18 protein-coding genes are annotated in these 19,601 nt (G+C 51.3%); all 18 read left to right on the top strand.

What is annotated here, in order from left to right:
- Position 1 precedes the first annotated feature (1 nt).
- The 18 genes from KOO62_06255 (at position 2) to KOO62_06170 (ending at position 19,598) form a co-directional block, all read left to right on the top strand.
- Positions 2 to 1,096, top strand: a complete 1,095-nt coding sequence (locus KOO62_06255) for an aminopeptidase P family protein (GenBank protein ID MBU8933591.1) — start codon at positions 2 to 4, stop codon at positions 1,094 to 1,096.
- 207 nt (positions 1,097 to 1,303) lie between these two features.
- A complete protein-coding gene (accB, locus tag KOO62_06250) occupies positions 1,304 to 1,783 on the top strand; it encodes an acetyl-CoA carboxylase biotin carboxyl carrier protein (protein MBU8933590.1) in 480 nt (159 codons plus the stop codon).
- Positions 1,784 to 1,810: 27 nt separating this feature from the next.
- Positions 1,811 to 2,962, top strand: coding sequence for a PilT/PilU family type 4a pilus ATPase (locus KOO62_06245; protein ID MBU8933589.1), 1,152 nt, complete (start codon positions 1,811 to 1,813; stop codon positions 2,960 to 2,962).
- 278 nt (positions 2,963 to 3,240) lie between these two features.
- A complete protein-coding gene (accC, locus tag KOO62_06240) occupies positions 3,241 to 4,743 on the top strand; it encodes an acetyl-CoA carboxylase biotin carboxylase subunit (GenBank protein MBU8933588.1) in 1,503 nt (500 codons plus the stop codon).
- A 14-nt stretch (positions 4,744 to 4,757) separates the two neighbouring features.
- A complete protein-coding gene (gene gcvH / locus KOO62_06235) occupies positions 4,758 to 5,138 on the top strand; it encodes a glycine cleavage system protein GcvH (GenBank protein MBU8933587.1) in 381 nt (126 codons plus the stop codon).
- Positions 5,139 to 5,177: 39 nt separating this feature from the next.
- The gene (gene gcvPA / locus KOO62_06230) at positions 5,178 to 6,527 is read left to right on the top strand and encodes an aminomethyl-transferring glycine dehydrogenase subunit GcvPA (GenBank protein MBU8933586.1); all 1,350 of its coding nucleotides are present in this window, start codon (positions 5,178 to 5,180) and stop codon (positions 6,525 to 6,527) included.
- On the top strand, positions 6,511 to 6,858 hold the full coding sequence (locus tag KOO62_06225) for a hypothetical protein (GenBank protein ID MBU8933585.1): 348 nt from the start codon (positions 6,511 to 6,513) through the stop codon (positions 6,856 to 6,858). Before gcvPA ends, KOO62_06225 begins: the two co-directional genes overlap by 17 nt.
- Before the next feature lie 3 nt (positions 6,859 to 6,861).
- Positions 6,862 to 7,242 (top strand): hypothetical protein, encoded by a 381-nt coding sequence (locus KOO62_06220; GenBank protein ID MBU8933584.1) that lies wholly within the window; start codon positions 6,862 to 6,864, stop codon positions 7,240 to 7,242.
- Between the two features lie 36 nt (positions 7,243 to 7,278).
- Positions 7,279 to 8,157, top strand: a complete 879-nt coding sequence (locus tag KOO62_06215) for a tetratricopeptide repeat protein (GenBank protein MBU8933583.1) — start codon at positions 7,279 to 7,281, stop codon at positions 8,155 to 8,157.
- Between the two features lie 38 nt (positions 8,158 to 8,195).
- Complete coding sequence (gene gcvPB / locus KOO62_06210) at positions 8,196 to 9,647, top strand: aminomethyl-transferring glycine dehydrogenase subunit GcvPB (GenBank protein MBU8933582.1); 1,452 nt, start codon at positions 8,196 to 8,198, stop codon at positions 9,645 to 9,647.
- A 57-nt stretch (positions 9,648 to 9,704) separates the two neighbouring features.
- Positions 9,705 to 11,204 carry an ATP-binding cassette domain-containing protein gene (locus tag KOO62_06205; protein MBU8933581.1) on the top strand — a complete coding sequence of 500 codons (1,500 nt, stop codon included), beginning with the start codon at positions 9,705 to 9,707 and terminating at the stop codon, positions 11,202 to 11,204.
- A gap of 339 nt (positions 11,205 to 11,543) precedes the next feature.
- Positions 11,544 to 12,083 (top strand): bifunctional pyr operon transcriptional regulator/uracil phosphoribosyltransferase PyrR, encoded by a 540-nt coding sequence (gene pyrR / locus KOO62_06200; protein MBU8933580.1) that lies wholly within the window; start codon positions 11,544 to 11,546, stop codon positions 12,081 to 12,083.
- Positions 12,080 to 13,021 carry an aspartate carbamoyltransferase catalytic subunit gene (locus tag KOO62_06195; GenBank protein MBU8933579.1) on the top strand — a complete coding sequence of 314 codons (942 nt, stop codon included), beginning with the start codon at positions 12,080 to 12,082 and terminating at the stop codon, positions 13,019 to 13,021. The genes pyrR and KOO62_06195 overlap by 4 nt, the downstream gene beginning before the upstream one ends.
- Positions 13,018 to 14,331 carry a dihydroorotase gene (locus KOO62_06190; protein MBU8933578.1) on the top strand — a complete coding sequence of 438 codons (1,314 nt, stop codon included), beginning with the start codon at positions 13,018 to 13,020 and terminating at the stop codon, positions 14,329 to 14,331. The genes KOO62_06195 and KOO62_06190 overlap by 4 nt, the downstream gene beginning before the upstream one ends.
- 28 nt (positions 14,332 to 14,359) lie before the next feature.
- Positions 14,360 to 15,466 (top strand): DegT/DnrJ/EryC1/StrS family aminotransferase, encoded by a 1,107-nt coding sequence (locus KOO62_06185; GenBank protein MBU8933577.1) that lies wholly within the window; start codon positions 14,360 to 14,362, stop codon positions 15,464 to 15,466.
- 7 nt (positions 15,467 to 15,473) lie between these two features.
- On the top strand, positions 15,474 to 17,693 hold the full coding sequence (locus tag KOO62_06180) for a hypothetical protein (GenBank protein MBU8933576.1): 2,220 nt from the start codon (positions 15,474 to 15,476) through the stop codon (positions 17,691 to 17,693).
- Complete coding sequence (locus KOO62_06175; protein MBU8933575.1) at positions 17,651 to 18,622, top strand: glycosyltransferase family 2 protein; 972 nt, start codon at positions 17,651 to 17,653, stop codon at positions 18,620 to 18,622. Before KOO62_06180 ends, KOO62_06175 begins: the two co-directional genes overlap by 43 nt.
- Positions 18,615 to 19,598, top strand: coding sequence for a flippase-like domain-containing protein (locus tag KOO62_06170; protein ID MBU8933574.1), 984 nt, complete (start codon positions 18,615 to 18,617; stop codon positions 19,596 to 19,598). Before KOO62_06175 ends, KOO62_06170 begins: the two co-directional genes overlap by 8 nt.
- The last annotated feature ends 3 nt before the right edge of the window (positions 19,599 to 19,601 follow it).

Here is a 19,601-nt window from a genome sequence, read left to right as displayed (position 1 = left end):
AATGTCAGCAAAACGGATCAATTTGCTTCGCAAGAAGATGCAGAAAGACAATCTGGATGGCCTCATTCTGACACAGTTTGACTGGATGGATGGGCGGGCTTCGGTGTTGCGTTATCTCATAGGCTTTTCCGGCTCAACTGGCATTCTTGTGATCGGCCCCAGACGAGCCGATTTTTTCACTGATTTTCGCTATGCCGAACAATGCAAAAAGGAAATCAAGGGAGCTAGAGTCCATATTGTTGATGGGGATCTTATCGGCGCGCTGAAAGAGTTTACTCAGTTGGCGCCAAAAAATATGCGCTACGGAATTGATCACTCGCGAATGACGGTTGAGATACAGGGCAAGTTGCGACATGCCTGGCCGGACGTACTCCTGACCAGGGGCGGGTCTGCCATTGCAGACCTCGGCTGGGTGAAAGACAAAGCCGAGTTGGCTGATATTGCCCGAGCTGTGGAGATCTCCGATGCAGCTTTCGAGCGCACTCTGGCTCTTTTACAACCCGGTATTCGCGAACGCGAGATAGCCGCAGAACTTGAATACCAGATGATGATGCTCGGCTCCGAAATAGCCGCTTTTGAGACTATAGTAGCTTCCGGTCCTCGATCTGCTCTGCCACACGGTGCGGCTTCGACAAAAAAGATTCGCAAGGGTGAATTTGTTACGTTCGATTTTGGTGCGACCTACAAAGGGTATGTATCCGACATAACCCGCACAGTCGTAGTTGGTAAGGCGACAGCGCGCCAGAAGAAAATATATAATATTGTGCTGCGGGCCCAGTTGGCTGGAGTACGCAAGATTAAGGCCGGAGTGAGCGGCAAGGCGGTAGATGATGCCTGTCGTAAGATCATTACACGCGCCGGATATGGGAAGAACTTTGGTCATGGCACGGGTCACGGTATCGGTTACTTTGTCCATATTGGCCCACGCTTGTCTCAGCTATCGAAGGACAAGTTGATTGCAGGCGAAGTGGTTACCGTTGAGCCGGGTATCTACATTCCCGGTTGGGGTGGAGTTCGGATTGAAGACGACGTGGTGGTCACCCGGACGGGCGGCCGGGTGCTTAATCGCACCCCAAAAAACTTGTTGGAACTTTAGATACCGTAGATTATTGTTTGTCAAAGAGTTGGGAAGACCGGGGCAGGAATGCTACCGGGTTGAGGTTTCCGACCCTGTATTGATACCTCCAGGGATGTGTTGATTTTTCGAGGGAGTATACGCAGGTTCGGCGGTTACCGAATCGGACCACGAGATATCACTCGTTAAGGACCGACCCAGCATTAGTTTCTATTGAGGCTTAAAGTAATGAACGAAAAGTACATTAAGAAGTTGATCCGAATGGTTGAAGACTCCGACATTGCATCGTTGGAAGTATCCAGTTGGGGTCGTAAGGTCAAGATCACTCACCGAGATTGTTCTGCAAGCGATATCAGTAGCGGCGGACCAGTTGTAGTACATCAATCAGCCGCCACTCCAATCGCTCCTCCTCCTCCTCCGGTCGCAGCAACCCCTGAGGCTTCCCCGGTAGCTGATGATATTGGTAATCTTGTGCCGATCAAGTCGCCTATTGTGGGAACATTTTATTCCGCACCGGCCCCCGATGCTGATCCCTATGCTGCTCTAAACCAGAAGGTCAACATCGGCCAGGTCGTTTGTATTGTTGAGGCAATGAAACTCATGAACGAAATCGAATCTGAAGTGAGTGGCCGGGTGGTTAAAATCCTGGTTCAGAATGCCGAACCGGTAGAATTTGGGCAGACCATTTTTCTGATTGAACCGGAATAGCTGTCGCCCATTGGAAAGGGATATCCAATGAATCTAAAGCAAATGCTGGTTGAAATGCTCAACCACAAGGCTTCGGACCTTCACATCAGAGTTGGTGTTCGTCCGCACCTGCGCGTTAATGGCGAACTTGAACAGATTGCCACCGACCCCATCACTATCGATTTGATGGATCAGATCGTACAACAGATTCTCAGCGAGAAACAGTTGGAGCGATTTCATCGCAAGAACGAGACGGACCTGGCTCTTTCGGTGGCCAAACTGGGACGGTTTCGCATAAATCTGTTTCGTCAGCGTGGTACGATCGGTATTGCCATTCGTGCTGTCAGTACCTCGGTTCCGGCTTTTGGCGACCTTGGTTTGCCTGACGTAGTCAAGGATCTGGCCCAGACCAGGCGTGGTCTCATCATTATTACCGGAACCACTGGCTCTGGTAAATCGACAACGTTGGCCACGCTTATTGAGGAAATCAACTCCACCCGTCGTGCCAATATCTTAACAGTGGAAGATCCTATTGAATATATCTACCGCGATCAGAAATCGATAATCTCTCAGCGTGAGGTGGGAGGTGATACAGAGACGTTTTCGTCGGCATTGCGCCATGCTTTCCGACAGGACCCGGATATCATTCTTATTGGTGAAATTCGTGATCTCGAAACGATGTCTATCGCATTGACGGCCGCTGATACCGGCCACCTGGTGCTTACCACTCTGCATACTATGAACGCCCTTGAGACCATTAGTCGTGTTATTTCCTTCTTTCCTCCGCATCAGCACCAGCAGATCAGACTCCTGCTGGGTGGAACACTGAAGGCTATTATATGCCAGCGGCTGTTGACACGAAATGATCATGGAGGTAGGGTTCCGGCCGTAGAAGTACTGGTGAACTCTGCCGCCATCAGGGAGTGCATTATGGACCCGGAGAAATGGTCTGATGTCAACGAATTGATGGAGCAGGGGTTCGTTCAGTACGGGATGCAGACGTTTGATCAGTCCATGATGAGACTGTACAAACAGAATATGATCTCTTTTGAAGAAGCCATAAACAACGCCAGCAACCCTGACGACTTTGACCTGCGCGTCAAGGGGATCACCGGTTCTTCGGACCGTTGGGATGACGACATCAAGAAGGGTGATGACGCCGAATCTTCCGAGCAAATAGGCGGGATGTCCAAGTATTGAGTTGATTTCCAGAAGATTCCGAGCTAAGACAGCTAATCTTCATTGTGTGTATTTATGTTTATGTAGCCCGTATGTGGCTGTGTTTTATGCTATTATGACGCTATTGTGGCCTGTTCGGGTACATTTTGTTCTTCCATATTACCAGAACAGCAGATGACTCGAAATGCCTTTTCGGTTGTCCTTCCGGGTAGAATTGTGTATACTACCAGACTATAGTCTCGAACGGCTGGCGATTGTAGTCACCGTCGGGGAACATGATTGCTGAGAAAGGTGTAGCCTTGTTTAATAAAGTCTTGATAGCCAACCGGGGTGAGATTGCTCTGAGAATCATCCGGGCCTGTCGCGAACTGGATTTGGCCACGGTCGCTGTTTACAGCGAAGCTGACCGAGATGCCCTTCATGTACGGTTTGCCGACGAAGATGTTTGTATTGGACCAGGTCCGGCCAAAGAGTCGTACCTTGATTACAAACGCATCATCGCCGCTGCCGAGGTTACCAACGCCGGTGCTATCCATCCCGGATATGGTTTCCTAGCCGAGAATGCCGATTTCGCCGAAATATGTGAATCCTGCGGACTGGTATTCATAGGTCCCACTCCCGATCAGATACGGTTGCTTGGGGACAAGATACAGGCCAAGAATGTTATGAAGAAAGCTGGCGTGCCGGTCATACCCGGATCGGAGGGCATCGTATCTTCCTTACAGGAAGCCGAACAACTGGCCGAGGGGATTGGCTATCCGGTGATTCTCAAGGCAGTCGCTGGCGGCGGAGGTAAGGGCATGCGCTATTGTCGTAATGTAGCCGAGCTCGAACGCGGTTTCCAGCTTGCTTCCACCGAATCAGCAAATGCTTTTGGCAATCCCGACCTGTATTTGGAAAAGGTCGTTCTTAACCCGCACCACGTCGAAATCCAATTAATAGGTGATGAGGCCGGCAATTACTTCCATTATGGGGAACGTGATTGTTCGATCCAGCGACGTCACCAGAAATTAATTGAAGAAACACCATCGCCATTAATGACCGACGATCTGCGAAAAAGGATGGGTACGGCGGCTGTGGAAGGCGCTCGAGGGGTTGGCTACCGTGGCGTAGGTACTATTGAGTTCCTTGTCGATGATAAACGCGATTTCTACTTCATGGAAATGAACACCCGAATCCAGGTAGAGCACCCGGTGACGGAGGAAGCCTATGAAGTCGATCTGGTCCAGGATCAGATTCGTGTTGCTATGGGCGAGACGCTCAAATACAAGCAGGAAGAGATCAAGCCCAAATGGGCTGTGATCGAGTGCCGGATTAACGCCGAGGATGTGGAACATGATTTCCGTCCGACCCCGGGGACAATCACCGGGTTACATTTGCCGGGTGGACCGGGAGTGCGAGTTGATCGGGCTATGTATACGGGCTATAAGATTCCGCCCTTCTATGATTCCATGATTGCCAAACTGATTGTCAAGGGGCGTACTCGCGAGGATGCGGTCAAGCGGATGCGGAGATGTCTTGATGAGTTTATTGTGGAGGGAGTCCCGACTACCGTTCCCTTCCACCAGGAGATATTCCAGCACCCCGACTTCCTGGCCGGGGACTACGACAATACATTCCTGGAAACAAAGTTTAGAGCCAACCGCCAGTCTCAGGAAGAAGAGCATGCCAAACTGACGATGAAGCGGGCTGGTGAGGGAGAAGTCGAAACAGCCAGATCCGCGACCACAGGCGCACGCGATGAAGTCAAGGATGCTGTCATGACAGAAAATGAAGCCGGAGAAGAAGCCAGCAACAAGTGAGCGTGGAGGGTTAGGTGAATATACCTGCGGATTTGAAATATTCTGAAGATCATGAATGGGTCGGCGTCGAGGGCAATATTGCCACTATCGGCGTGTCCGATCACGCGGGGGAAGAACTTAGTGATGTTACTTTCGTGGAACTTCCGTCTGAAGGGGACGAGTTAACAGTTGGAGAAGCTTTCGGTGTTATTGAGACTGTCAAAGCAGCGGCTGATCTGTTTGCACCGATATCTGGTAAAGTCGTAGAGGTCAATACCGCCCTCGAGGATGACCCTGAAATCATCAAAAACGATCCCTATGGAGCGGGTTGGTTTGTCAAAGTCGAGATGTCGGATCCTTCGGAGTTGGACAAGCTGATGGATGCTCAGGCTTACAAGGAACTAATCGCCGGCTGACAGGCGTAGCGAGCCCACCCGGGTTCGCGGTGGATGTATATGCCGTACATACCTAACACAGATGATGACCAGCGTCGGATGCTGGCCCGGATAGGGGTTTCGACCGTTGAGGACTTACTGACTCCAATCCCCAGGGAACTGCGTCTCGATCGGCCACTCGATATTCCCTCACTCTCGGAGATGGAATTGCTGTCTGAGATCGAAGCCATGTCTTCAGAGGGCGGAGACGGACTGATTAGCTTTGCCGGTGGTGGAGTTTATGATCATTTTATTCCGGCTGCGGTGAGCGCAATTGTGAGTCGACCCGAGTTTGTGACGGCCTACACGCCTTACCAGCCGGAAGTATCACAGGGTACATTGCAGGTGATTTATGAGTTTCAGACTCATATCTGTCGTTTGACCGGAATGGATGCGGCCAATGCTTCGCTGTATGATGGAGCATCCGCAGCCGCGGAGGCTGTAATCCTGGCGGTCAAGGCTACTCGTCGCAATAAAGTACTGATCTCAGAAGCTGTCTGCCCCATGTTTCGAGAGGTTACCAGAACCTATCTCACTGGACGAGGAATTGAGCTGGTAATTGTTCCGACTAAGGATGGCGTTACCGACATTGATCGGTTGAAAACCGTCATCGACAACAAGACGGCAGCAGTGTTGATGGCACAACCGAATTTCTTTGGCTTTCTCGAGGAGATTGAGACGGTTGAGGGCATGATTCACAAGGCTGGTGGGTTGCTTATCATGGCAGTCGATCCCATCGCACAAGCCCTGCTTAAGACACCCGGCGACTATGGTGCGGACATCGTGGTGGGCGAAGGCCAGCCGCTTGGACTACCGATGTCATTCGGTGGCCCGCTATTGGGTTTCTTTGCCACCCGGAAGAAGCTGGTGCGCAGTATGCCGGGGCGCGTTGCCGGACGGACGACCGATATTGACGGCAAGCCTGGTTTTGTGCTGGTGTTGCAGACTCGTGAGCAACATATTCGGCGCGAGAAAGCGACATCAAATATCTGCACCAATCAGGCTCTTTGTGCCACGATAGCCACAGTTTATTTTTCGTTGTTGGGTAAGTCCGGCCTCCGACAGGTGGCTTTGCTTTCGGCTGAGAAAGCCCAGACTGCGGCTATGGCTATCTCTAAGATTGACGGCTTCAAGGTTATGGGTGATCAATCCTTCGTTCGGGAGTTTGCGGTCAGGACACCAATCCCGGCAGCAGACATTATTGAAGGTTTGGCCAAACACGGGATTCTTGCTGGTGTGGATGCCGGACGCTGGTACGCTGACCATGCGAATTGCCTCATTGTAGCCCTGACCGAAAAACGTACTACCACCCAGATTGACCGGTTTATCAACGGTTTGAAGGAGTTTAGTGTCAGTGGCGTCTTGTCCTGAATGTAATGCAGAATTGGATGGCACTCCCACTCATTGTCATGTTTGTGGTTGCGAGTTGGTGACCGAGGATCTGGCCGACTGGGAGGTGCTGGGCAGTATTGAAAACCGCATGTGGGCGGAATCGGCCCGGGAAACCTTGAGATCTTCGGGCATACCGTCGACTGTGATTTCCAAGTCCGGTTTTTTTGGAAACGCCGGTCTTCCACTCAACCCAATCTATGAATCCAAAGACGCGACGTTTCAGATATCCGTACCGACTGTGCACACGTCGGAGGCTGGGGAATTGTTGGACATGACCCTTGGTGACAATTGGCAACGGAGGAAAAAATAGCCGATGCCGTTCTGCCCCGATTGCCGATACGAGTACCGATTTGAAGTGACCGTCTGTCCCGATTGCGGTGTGGAGTTAGTGAGCAATCTCCCTTCACTAGTTTCGGCGGCTGTTACGCCGGATGAAAGCTGGGTGGTGGTTGGCCAGGTAGGATCTCAAATGAAAACTGAGTTGGCCAAGGGATCGCTTGATTCCAACAACATTCCGTCGATGGTTATCTCATCCAGTTTCGGTGCTTTTGGAAAGGGGATGGATTTCAGCTCCGGGCTTGGACTCTCTTCTTCTGAGGGCAATACTATTCTTGTTCCGCGGGAGTTCGAGATTGAGGCAGTTTTAATACTCGAAGCTGTACTTGGAGATGATCTGATCAAACCGAATGATTGATAGAGTACTATATTGAATAACATGTTGAAGGGAGAAATGATGAGCAAAGTCTTACTGGTTCTGACGATGGTTGTATTGCTGGTGTCCAGCGCGATGGCCACCGACGACTCGACTGTAGTGCCCTCTGCACCGTACTATGCTTCAGTTGAAGAAGCCCGTGCAGCGGTTGGTGATGATCGTAATATTATGATCGACTTTTATACCGATTGGTGCAAATGGTGCAAAATGAACGACACGGTCGTGTTCGTTAATCCGAAGGTAATCGATTTTTTCACCAATGAAGTAGCTCTCGTTAAGGTTAACGCTGAAGTTGATACTGCCCTGGCAAAGAAATACCATATTAGCGCCTATCCCACTTCCGTCCTGATTACAACCTCAGGGGACGAAATTGACCGTGTGCATTACGAAGAGCCTGATACACTTCTGCAGACACTGCGTAACTATGCCAACGGAATTGGCACGCTTGAAGATTTGTTGAGTAAGATCGACAAGGAATTTGATCGCGAAATGGCTCTGAAGATAGCAGAGAAATACGGATCTCGTGGCGGTGACGATGCGTCGGTTAAATGGTTCCAGAAAGTGATTAAGGCTGGCGACCCGACTGATTCACTCAGTGGTGAATGTCGTATGTCTCTGGCCAGAATTCCCTATGGCGATAAGGAATATGACACCGCCATCGCGGCCTATGAGGCCGTTATTAAGGATTTTGAGGGAACCTATTTTGCCGAGCAATCGACAATCTGGCGGGGTTATATCTTCAAGAAAAAAGGAGATACGTCCTCCGCGATAGCTGCCTTTGAGGATTTCGTCAAGCAGTATCCGCAATCGGAAGATCTTGAATGGGTTCAAGGGCAGATCAGCAAGCTCAAGGGTGAAGAACCCAAGCCGGAGCCAAAGAGTGAGGACGAAGGCTGATAATGATCTTCCAGCTGAGCTGGAGGAATTGAGATCGTATGAACAAGACAACCGTGATATATGAGAAATCCGTTGCCGGGCGAACGGGTTATACGCTACCCGGCACGGTTGGAAGCGAAGAGAAGATACTATCAGGTATTGCTTCCCGATTCCTGCGTGAAGAACCGGCGAAGTTGCCGGAAGTCACCGAGGGTGAAGTGCTGCGGCATTTCGTCACTTTATCGACGAAGAACCATCACATTGACAAGGGGTTTTACCCGCTTGGCTCGTGTACGATGAAGTACAATCCGAAGCTAAACGATGTGGCCGCTTCTTATTCCGGCTTCCTGGGACGGCATCCATTATCCCCCTGTGCAAATGTGTCGGGGCTGTTGCGTTTGCAATGGGAATTAATGCAGTATCTTGGCGAAGTATCGGCATTTCCGTCGGTTTCTTTGCAACCTGTGGCCGGTGCCCAGGGAGAGTTCGCGGGTCTTCTGATCATGCGGGCCTATCATCTTGACCGGGGTCAAGAGCGTTCCAAGATCATTATCCCTGACTCTGCCCACGGAACGAATCCTGCCTCGGTAACATCGGTCGGTTATAAGACTGTGCTGGTGAAATCAAACGACAAAGGCGTGATTTCGCCGGAAGCAGTAGCAGAGGTTATGGACGACGACGTGGCCGGGATGATGATGACAAATCCGAATACTCTGGGTCTTTTCGAAACTCATATCAAAGAGATTGCCGAGATCGTCCATGCCGGGGGTGGTTTGATGTATATGGATGGAGCCAATCTGAACGCCCACATGGGTATTTTTCGACCGGGTGATGTTGGCTTCGATATCATGCATTTCAATTTGCACAAGACATTCTCTACGCCTCATGGTGGTGGTGGTCCGGGAGCCGGGGCAGTCGGTGTGACAGCTCAGCTCGATCCGTTCCTTCCGTATCCGGTTCTGTCCAAATTGAGCAACGGACAACTGTTCTACGATTACGATCGCCCCAAGTCCATCGGGAGGTTGCATAGTTGTTACGGCAATTTCGCGATAGAAGTCAGGGCTTATGCCTATGTCCGTACTCTGGGAGGAAAGGGGCTGCGACGGGTCAGCGAGAATGCGGTACTCAATGCCAACTATCTCAAGGAACTGGTGCGTGAGGACTATGAAGTGCCTTACGATGTTCCCTGTATGCACGAATTTGTAGCATCCGGATCACGGCAGAAGGAGCACGGGGTGCGGACTTATGATGTGTCAAAGCGGTTGCTTGATTTCGGTGTGCATCCGCCGACCAATTATTTCCCGTTGATCGTGCCCGAGGCGATTATGATTGAGCCGACCGAGACTGAGAGTCGCGAGACGCTGGATGATTTCGCTGCTATTATGAAGCAAATAGCTCAGGAGGCTCGGGAGAACCCGGATATCGTCACTTCCGCGCCACATGACACGCCGGTACGACGGCTCGATGAAGTCAGCGCGACACGCAATCTGGACATCTGCTTCGAAGATTGAGATAAATATCTTGTCATTTCGAGCCGGTGCCCTTTCTTGGGGCATCGGTTTTTTTATATGATACGATTGACTGACATATCATTCGTCTATGCCGGCGGAGATACCCCGGCAATCGACAAGCTGTCGTTGGAAATCCACGCTGGCGAGTCGGTCTGTGTTATGGGAGCCAACGGGTCCGGCAAGACCACCTTAGCGCGCCTGCTGGCTGGATTGCTGGAACCGACGCAAGGAGCGGTCAGGATCGGCCATGAAGAGAATGGTCCTGCCAGGGACGTGGGCATCCTTTTCCAGAACCCGGACAACCAGATGGTGGCGGTGACGGTTGATAAGGAAATCGCCTTCGTTCTCGAAAACTACCAGGTTCCCCCGGATGAAATGGACCGGCGCGTTACAGCGACGCTGGAACGGTTTGGCATCGAACATTTGCGACGCCGGTTGACTTCGGAGTTATCCGGGGGAGAAAAACAACGCGTAGCGCTGGCGTCGGTGATGGTGTCGGAACCGTCGATACTGATTCTCGACGAGCCGGATTCTTTTCTGGATCAGCCGGGACGAATTGCTCTTGAGGCTGAATTGAGCAAACTACGGGGAATCGATCCTGACATGATTCAAGTGCATATCACCCAGTATCCATCGACCGCACGTCAGTACGATCGGCTTCTTGTTTTTGCAGACGGTCGGCTCGTAGCAGATGCTTCACCTGAGTCCGTTTTCGGCGACCGGGAGCTATGTGGGCGATCAGGGTTACTGCTGTCTATTAGTGACTTCGCCGGGTACTCTATTCCTGCCACGCTCGAAGAATGCAATGGCAAAACTGATCCGACCGTGGATCATATCGAACTGAGCAATGTGGCTTTCACCTGGCCCGGAGCTGACAAACCAACTCTGCAAAGCCTCGATTACACTTTCAATACGGGCGAGACAACGTGTATTGTAGGATCATCGGGATCGGGCAAGAGCACTCTGGGGTTGATGCTGTGCGGTTTGAACGCTCCGACCGAGGGAGAGATTGGCTATTTCGATAACGATGGTGAGTCAATAGCATCCGATCTCATTGCCGGGCGTGTGTCGGCAGTACTGCAACAACCCGAGCGACAGTTTTTTCTGCCAACTTGCGCAGAGGAAGTGGCTTTTGGACCACAGAATTTCAATCGCCCGCTTGATGCGGAAGGAGTTGCGCAGCTACTCAACATGATCGGGCTGGATGCAGAGGCGTTTTCAGAACGTGATCCGTTTCGTCTGTCCGGGGGAGAGAAGCGACGGTTAGCGTTTGTGGCGGTGTTGTCGATCATGCCCCAGATTATTGTGTTGGACGAACCGACCTGCGGCCTTGATCTGGAGGGAGTCGGGCGGTTCGTGGCTTTGGCGCGTGCCCTTCACCAACGGGGGAAGGGGTTGGTGGTGATTACGCACGACGGTGATCTTTTACATGCTCTGGCTGACCGTATCCTCCAACTCAATGGGGACGGCGACGGCCAAACCTATATGCGCGATGCTTTCTTCGCTGATAACAATCTCGCTTCTACCGTCTCTCCGAGGACATGGACACGAGGGTAGGAGTCCGCAAGCACTTCCTGTACATCCTCCATTTTTCTCCCCTTTTTTCATCCCTGAGCTTGACTGAGGGACAGAATTGGCTATTATGCACATCAAGGTTCTGTAAGAACTTGACGCGATAAACGCACCACTGGTGCTCCCTTTTAAGGTGATCCTGCGAGGTCCCAAAGGAAGAGGCAATGTGACTACTTTATTCGATCAACCTAAACTCTTTAGCAACACTACGTTGCAGTTAATATATCAAGTAATATCTAAGGTCTTTTTATATCCCCGAGGGAGGTTTCATTGCCCACCGAACATGATCTGATCCTCGACGACAAGAAAATCAAACGCGCCTTGATGCGTGTTGCTCACGAAATTCTAGAACACAACGCCGGAGCCGAATCGCTTGCGATCATCGGTGTCGTTACGCGTGGAGTTAATCTTGCGCGACGGATCGCCGGTATCATTGAGGATATCGAAGGCATCAAAGTACCGGTCGGGCTGATGGACATAAGCCTGTACCGGGATGACGTTCATTCCAAGCTCGACCAACCGATTATCCAGCGGACGGAGATTCTGTTCGATGTGGTCGATCGCAACGTCATTCTAATCGACGATGTCCTTTTCACGGGCCGCACAATTCGAGCCGCTCTCAATCAGATCAACGACTTCGGGCGTCCGCGCTCGATCCAACTGGCTGTGCTTGTGGATCGTGGTCATCGCGAGCTGCCGATCAAAGCTGACTATGTCGGAATCAATATCCCCACCGCGCACACCGATCGGGTAGTGCTGGAGGTGGCGGAAACGGAAGGAGCCGACCGGGTATATGTCATCAGAGGCGCACTTGAGGACGAAGATTCAGTGTCATTGGCCAGGGGGAAGGAAGGTAAGAAGTGAGTAGACTTAGTTCTCGTCATCTACTCGGCCTCGAAGGAACTTCCCGCCAGGACATTGAAGCGATTCTTGAGACTGCGGATACTTTCCGCGAAGTCCTGGATCGTACTATCAAGAAAGTTCCTACATTGCGTGGAATCACAGTGGTAAATCTCTTCTATGAACCATCCACCAGAACCCGCATCTCGTTCGAGTTGGCCGAGAAACGTCTTTCGGCCGATACGGTCAGCTTTTCGCCATCGACGTCGTCGGTGAAAAAGGGGGAATCTCTACGGGATACGCTACAGAACATTGAGGCGATGAAGATTGATATGGTCGTTGTGCGCCATAGTTCACCGGGTGTACCGTATTTTCTGACTCGTTTTTCAGACGCCAATATCATCAATGCCGGAGACGGTGCCCACGAGCACCCTACTCAGGCGTTGCTCGATATGCACACGATTTATAAGAAATACGGCAAGCTTGACGGCCTGCGGGTGGTGTTGATCGGGGATGCTGCTCACTCGCGTGTCCTGCGATCCAATATCTGGGGTCTCAAGACGATGGGCGCTTCGGTAGCTATCTGTGGTCCGGCGACATTGTTGCCTTACGAGGTTGAGAAGTTTGGCTGTGATATCTATACCAATTTAGATGAAGCCCTCGACGGCGCGGATGTGGTCAATGTCATGCGTATTCAGCTGGAGCGACAGCACGCGGGTTTGTTCCCATCGCAGCGCGAATACACCAGATTGTTCGGGGTTAACAAGGATCGACTCAAACGTTTGCGGCGAAATTATACCATCATGCATCCCGGACCAATTAATCGTGGTGTGGAAATCACAAGCGATGTTGCTGACGGCGCTAAATCAGTTATCCTCGATCAGGTTACCAACGGACAGGCGGTGCGAATGGCGGTACTTTATCTGCTGCGGGGCAGGGATGACGAAGGAGGCGTATCATGACCAGCAAGAAATACGATCTCGTAATTCAGAACGGGCGGGTTATCGATTCCGCCCTGGGGTTTGGTCGCGATGCTCACGTCTTCATCAAGGATGGAAAAATCGCCATGATTGAGGCCGACTCTGCGCCGATCCGTCAGGAAATGCGATCGCTTGATGACGAGCAGATTGTCGATGCCACCGGCAAATTGGTGGTGCCGGGTCTGGTCGACATTCATGTACATCTTCGTGAGCCCGGCCGAGAAGATGAGGAGACAGTCGAAAGCGGTTGTCGTGCCGCTGCCGCAGGTGGGTTTACATCGATCTGTTGCATGCCCAATACAACTCCCCGTATAGACAACCAGGAAACGGTTGAGTTTGTCCAGGACCGCGCCCGGAATGCAGCCGCCCGAGTCTATGTCGTGGGCGCAATTACCAAAGGACTCGAAGGCAAAGAGCTGGCCGAAATCGGTGATCTGGTCCAGATGGGGGCGGTGGCGATCAGCGATGATGGCTATTATGTTCGTAACGCCGAGATGATGCGCAGAGCTTTGGAGTACGCACGAATGTTTGATATTCCGGTCATGCAACACTCCGAGGATCAGCAGTTGAGCGAGGGTGGAATAATGAATGAATCTTTCGAATCAACCCGGCTTGGCCTGCGTGGGTCGCCATCGGTAGCTGAGGAAGTTGCCGTGTTGCGTGATATTGCTCTGTGTCGGATGACGGGCGGACGGCTGCATATTCAGCATATCACAACTCGGGGTGCCGTTCAGGCAGTGCGTCAGGCTAAGAAAGAGGGTGTTAAGGTAACAGCCGAAGCCACGCCACATCACATGGTTTTATCTGATACGGAAATAGGCAAAGAGTTCAACACCAATCTCCGCGTCAATCCTCCGCTGCGAACCGAAACCGACCGGGTGGCTGTCATTGAGGGATTGGTCGATGGTACCATTGATTGTATCGCTTCCGATCATGCTCCGCATTCAGCTGAGGAGAAAGACTGTGAGTTCGACCAGGCCCCCCCCGGGATGATCGGGCTGGAAACAACTCTGGGGCTGATCAAGACGCACCTGATCGACAAAGGTTATCTCAGTTGGGCTGATGCGATTCGCAAGATGACTGTCAACCCCGCCCGGATATTAAATCTTCCGGTAGGAACACTTGAAGCCGGAACTGTGGCTGATATTACTATCATTGATCCAGAGAAGAAGTGGACCGTTAAAGCCAACAAGTTCCATTCTCGTTCGAGCAACTCACCATATATCGGGCGACGGCTGACTTGTCAGGTGTTCAAGACGATCCTCGGTGGGAAAGTGGTGTACGAGCGGTAGGAATGAGTGATCAGACAAAGGCAATGAAATGAAAATACCATACATTGATCTCAGCGCCCAGTATCAGTCCATCAAGTCTGAGATAGATGATGCGATCGCTGATGTAATCAACAACTCAGCATTTGTACTTGGACCGGCTGTGAACGATTTCGAGGGTGGCTTTGCTACTTTCTGTGGCGTACGATACTGTGTCGGCGTGAACAGCGGCACCAATGCGCTGTTATTGGCACTGAAGGCACTTGACGTTGGCCCCGGTGATGAAATCATCACGGCGGCCAATACGTTTGTTGCTACCGTAGCTGCCATAGCTCATACGGGAGCGAAGCCGGTGCTGGTCGATGTCGATCCGATCACTCGGAATATCGATTCGGCGCTGCTGAAACTGTCACTGTCCCAGAAGACAAAGGTGATTATCCCGGTGCATCTGTACGGTCAGATAGCTGATACAGATGCGATTGGCGAAGTGGCGGCCAGGTACGGAATTGATATTCTCGAAGATGCTGCTCAGGCTCAAGGCGCTACTTACAAGGGCCAACGAGCTGGGTCGCTGGGTCGGATGGCTGCATTCTCGTTCTATCCGGCCAAGAACCTTGGCGCTTTTGGCGAGGCGGGGGCAGTCACGACTGACGATGAAAAACTCGCTAAATCCGTCCGTGTGTTGCGCGATCATGGTTCGCAGGAGAAATATCACCACGAAATACTGGGCTATAATGCCCGCATGGACGGAATCCAAGGCGCAGTACTCGGCGTTAAACTAAAGCATCTTAATGACTGGAATGTCGCTCGTCGGGCTGTAGCCGGCTGGTATAACGAATTGTTGGCTGATGTTCGGGTCACTTGTCCACAGTCTGGTCCTGAGTATGTGAATGTATTTCATGTATATGTAATCGAAACCGAAGAGCGCGATGCATTGCAGGCATATCTCGGTGAGCATCAGGTGCCGAGCATCATACACTATCCCATCCCGGTACACTTGCAGCCAGCTTTCGATGGCTTGAACTATCGCAAAGGTGATTTTCCGGTCAGCGAGAAATTGGCTGACGAGATTCTGTCGCTACCGATATTCCCGGAGATGAGGCGGGAACAGGTTGAGTTTGTTTGCGAGAGGATCCGTGATTTCTTCAAAGGACGGTAGATTCCCTATGAATCGGCGTCTTGAACTGATTTCCGTTCTGGTAGTGATTTCGCTGCTGGTATTGGTGCGGCTATATCATTTGGAAGCCGACCCGCCATCAGGATTGTCCGCTTCGACTGATGTCTACACCGACCCGGCCCAGTATACAATCTTCGCTCGAAACTACATACAGACGGGAGATTTTGATCCCTTCGACGACTATCGACGGACGATCTTTCTCAAATCAAGCGTGACAGCGCTGGCGGTTGTTGTCTTCAAGATAATGGGGGTGGGAAATTGGTCCTCGAACTTCGTTGGCTTTCTCTATTCCCTCGGAGCTTTGCTGCTGTTCTTCTTGTTCATTCGCAGGATAGCAGGTGTTGTCCCTGGATTGCTGTTCTTGTTATTGGCCGGGCTCAACTACAATCTTCTGTTCTATGGTCGGTTACCTTTCCTTGAACACAGTATGGCTTTCTTTGTCTTCCTGGCATTGGTGCTGGTGACACATAGTCAAAAAACGGTAGTCTGGTTACTGGCCGGAATCTCCCTGGGTGTGGGTTTGTTTTTTGGCAAAGCTATCGGGTTAGTGTTTCTGTTTCCGTTTGTAGTGTTATTCATCTATGAGTTGTTATTCGGGGCATCCGGTGGGAAACAAACCTTCACTCTACTCGGGGAGGATGCAGCATCAGACGGAGTTGACGCGCCGCGCCGTATCACTACTATTCGACGATGGTTGCAACCAACTATTTTTACAGTTGGGTTTGTTGTCGTTGTGGCGGCTTGGTATTTTTATGTCTATGCTCCCATGCAGTCCCAGGTGTCAGGGTATTTTGGTGAACAAGCAGTGTCACTGTATGGATCACCCGACGGTCTGAAATCTATTCCCCTGTTTGTTGAGAAGCTGGTAACGTTCGGAATTGACTCCAAACTCTTCTTGCGGATGTGGTCGGTATTTTTACTCTCGGGTGTTCTGATCGGAATGATTCTCTATCAGATATGTCGGCCCCGATTCTACCGCAGCGGTCTCACCCGCTTCAATGGTGGCCATCTCTTTCTCGTAGCCATGATCGTTGCCTTCTATGGAGCGCTCATGATCTGGAACTACCGTCCGTTACGCTACCAACTGGTGTTGGTCTATGCTTCGTGCGGAGCGGCGGCGATAGTGTTGTCTATGCTCTGGCAGAAAGTACGAGAATTAGAACCAATGAAGACACCGGTCCTATTTTACCCGCTTTGTTTGCCGTTGGTATTGGTCCCCTTGTATCAGGCGACGGAGATACTGTCCGATCGATACGGATGGGATTTCAGTTTCGATAATAGCATTCTCTGGCTCGGGTTGGTCGCTTTGTTGATAACCGTTGCGATTGGCTTGATCGTTCGCCATCGACTCTGGAGGTATATCCCTTATTTGACGATGCAGAAGAGGCTGGTGGTGATTCTGGTGGTTGTTGTCAATATCGGAATTGATACGGCTCTGGTTATCAACTGGTCGCAACGTGCGGCTTTCACTGTCCATGACAACAGCTGTGATCTGGGGTTGATCCTAAACCAGGGGGCGGTTGTATCCGGGCCACTTGGACCAGCAATGAGTGTAGAGAACGAAGTTGGCTGCGTGATTCATATGTTTGGAGTCTCGCAAGCCGACCCGCAGCTTTTCGATCAATTCCCAATCACTCATCTGTTGCTGGACAAGGGAAACGAGAAACGCGCCCGCGATGATTACTCCAACCTCATGGATAGCGCAGTTCATGTGCTTACATACCATGTGGGACGGAAAAAGGTTCGTTTGTTTCGTATTGCAGGTTATACCGGAAATACCATGGCCGATGGATATCGTCCTTCACGGATGGAAGAGGCGATTGATTCCTATTTTCGAGGGGATATTAAGGGAGGTCACGCGGCGGCGGCCGAGTTCCTGGTTCAGAATCCACGCAATCTCTCCGGGTATCTAGCGGTGGGGACAATGGCCGAGGAAGATGGTGATGCTCTTTTGGCCGAGAGTTGCTACAAAAAAGCAATTGGATTTTCCCCAACAAATTACAATCTTAATTCTCAAATAGCTGAGTTCTACAAAAAGAGATACATAGACTCTGCCGATGAGGAGTATAAGGCCGAAGCACTTCGCTTCTATGAAGAGGCGATGCGGCTGGCACCGAACGTGCACAAGCTGGTTGCGGCTTGGCGTGAACTTAAGGATAATGATACGTGGCAACTGAAGGAAAAACAGACCTCTTCATCTCAACAATAGTCCCGGCGATGAACGAGGAGGGCAATATTGATGAGTTCTGCAGGCTTTATGCCGAGATGCTCAAGACCGCTCCGTTTGACGGCGAACTGATCTATATTGATGATGGGTCAACCGATGAGACGCTGATCAAGATCAAAGCAGCGGCCAAGCGCTATGATTTTATCCGCTTTGCCGTTCACCAGCGGAATCGGGGTTTAACCGCCGCTTTGCAGACCGGTTTTGCCACCGCACGGGGAGATGTTTACGTATTCTATCCCGCGGACTTACAGTTTTTACCTGAAGACATCCCAACTCTCGTTGGGCCAATTCTCGATGGAGCTGATATGTCTGTGGGCTGGAAACAGGGTAAGTACAATAAGAGATTTGTCTCATCGATTTACAATGGACTCTCAAGGAAGATATTCGGACTCAAGGTACATGATCTCAATTCGTGCAAAGCATTCCGGCGTGAAGTGGTCGAACATATTTTCTTGCGCCAGGATTGGCACCGATACCTTGTGGTGCTGGCCGCCAGCGAAGGTTACTCGATTGAGGAAGTAAAGATACCGCTTTATGATCGCTCCTGGGGCAAATCGAAATTTACGTCCCTCTGGCGCATCCCGGTGGGAGTGCTGGATATGCTGGCTGTCCAATTTCAGATTAAATTCATGCGCAAGCCATTAATGTTTTTTGGGTCGCTGGGTTCGATCTTTTTCGGATTGGGATTCCTGGTTGGGTTATGGACCATATATCTCAAGTATTGGCTGGGGGAGACGCAACTACCGTTATTGTACCTGGTGGTGCTTCTGGCCGGGCTTGGTTTTGGGCTGTTCCTGATGGGTTTCATGGCTGAGGGGCAGACTTCGATCAAGGAAGAAGTCTCCGATATGCGTCGAACACTAAGTCATCTCACGGATCGGGAATCACGGCGGAAACCGACCGATGGTTGATACTCCCAGCCTTTCGACCGAGCAACAAAAGCCCCACTCCAAACATACCGGTGTTCGCGGAATTCTTGTAGCGATTCTGAAGGTGTTCATCGTTGGGGTTTTGCTGTATTTTCTCTATCGCCAGGTTGCGGTTCATTGGGATGAAATCAGGGCGACTGACTGGACCATTGACTTCTTCTGGCTGATCCCGTCGATACTGACAGGGCTGGTTACGTTTGCAATAATGGCCTCTGTCTGGCGCGGTATCATTGGTGCCTTCGGTCACCGATTACGACTACGGGAGGCGTTTCGCATCATCTACCTCTCAGATTTGGGGCGATACATTCCGGGCAAGGTATGGCAGTTGTTCGGAGTGTTGTATCTCGCTCGACAGAAAGGTATTCCACCTGAACAGGCTGGGGCATCCTTTGTTTTGGTGCAGATGTTTGCTATTCCGGCGTCGTTTCTGGTGTTTGTATTGGCCGCTCAGTTTGAGTCGAGGCTTCTGACAGACCAGATCAGTTTCCTCGGGAAGCAATCGTCATACATTCTTACGGGGACCATGGTAGCTGCCTGTTTAGCTTTAGTGCTAGTCCCGCAACGCTTCATAACCTTGGGCAATCGCCTGTTGCGCCGATTTAAACGCCCGGCGATTGATTTTCGTCTGGACAAAACGGTTGCTCTGACAATCTTCGTTGGTTATTGTATCGGCTGGATTTGCTACGGGGTGGCTTTTTGGCTGTTTGTCAGGGCCGTTGTTCCCGACAGTCGGCTGAGTTTGGTAGCTGGGGTGGGTCTGTTCAACGCCGCTTACCAGATCGGCTATTTGACACTGATAGCTCCCGGCGGTCTGGGTCCACGTGAGTTGGTCATGGGGACATTGCTAATCCCGTTTGTAGGGCCAATTGGCCCGGCCGTGGCGATAGCAGCCCGACTGTGGGCCATAATTATTGAATCCTCTGCGGCCCTGCTGGCGCTGGCCGTTGGAAAGAGATAGAAC

The organism is Candidatus Zixiibacteriota bacterium, from assembly GCA_019038695.1.
Lineage (GTDB): Bacteria > Zixibacteria > MSB-5A5 > GN15 > FEB-12 > B120-G9.
Note: the sequence above shows the minus strand (reverse complement) of the source record. Positions and strands in the feature narration are given on the sequence as shown.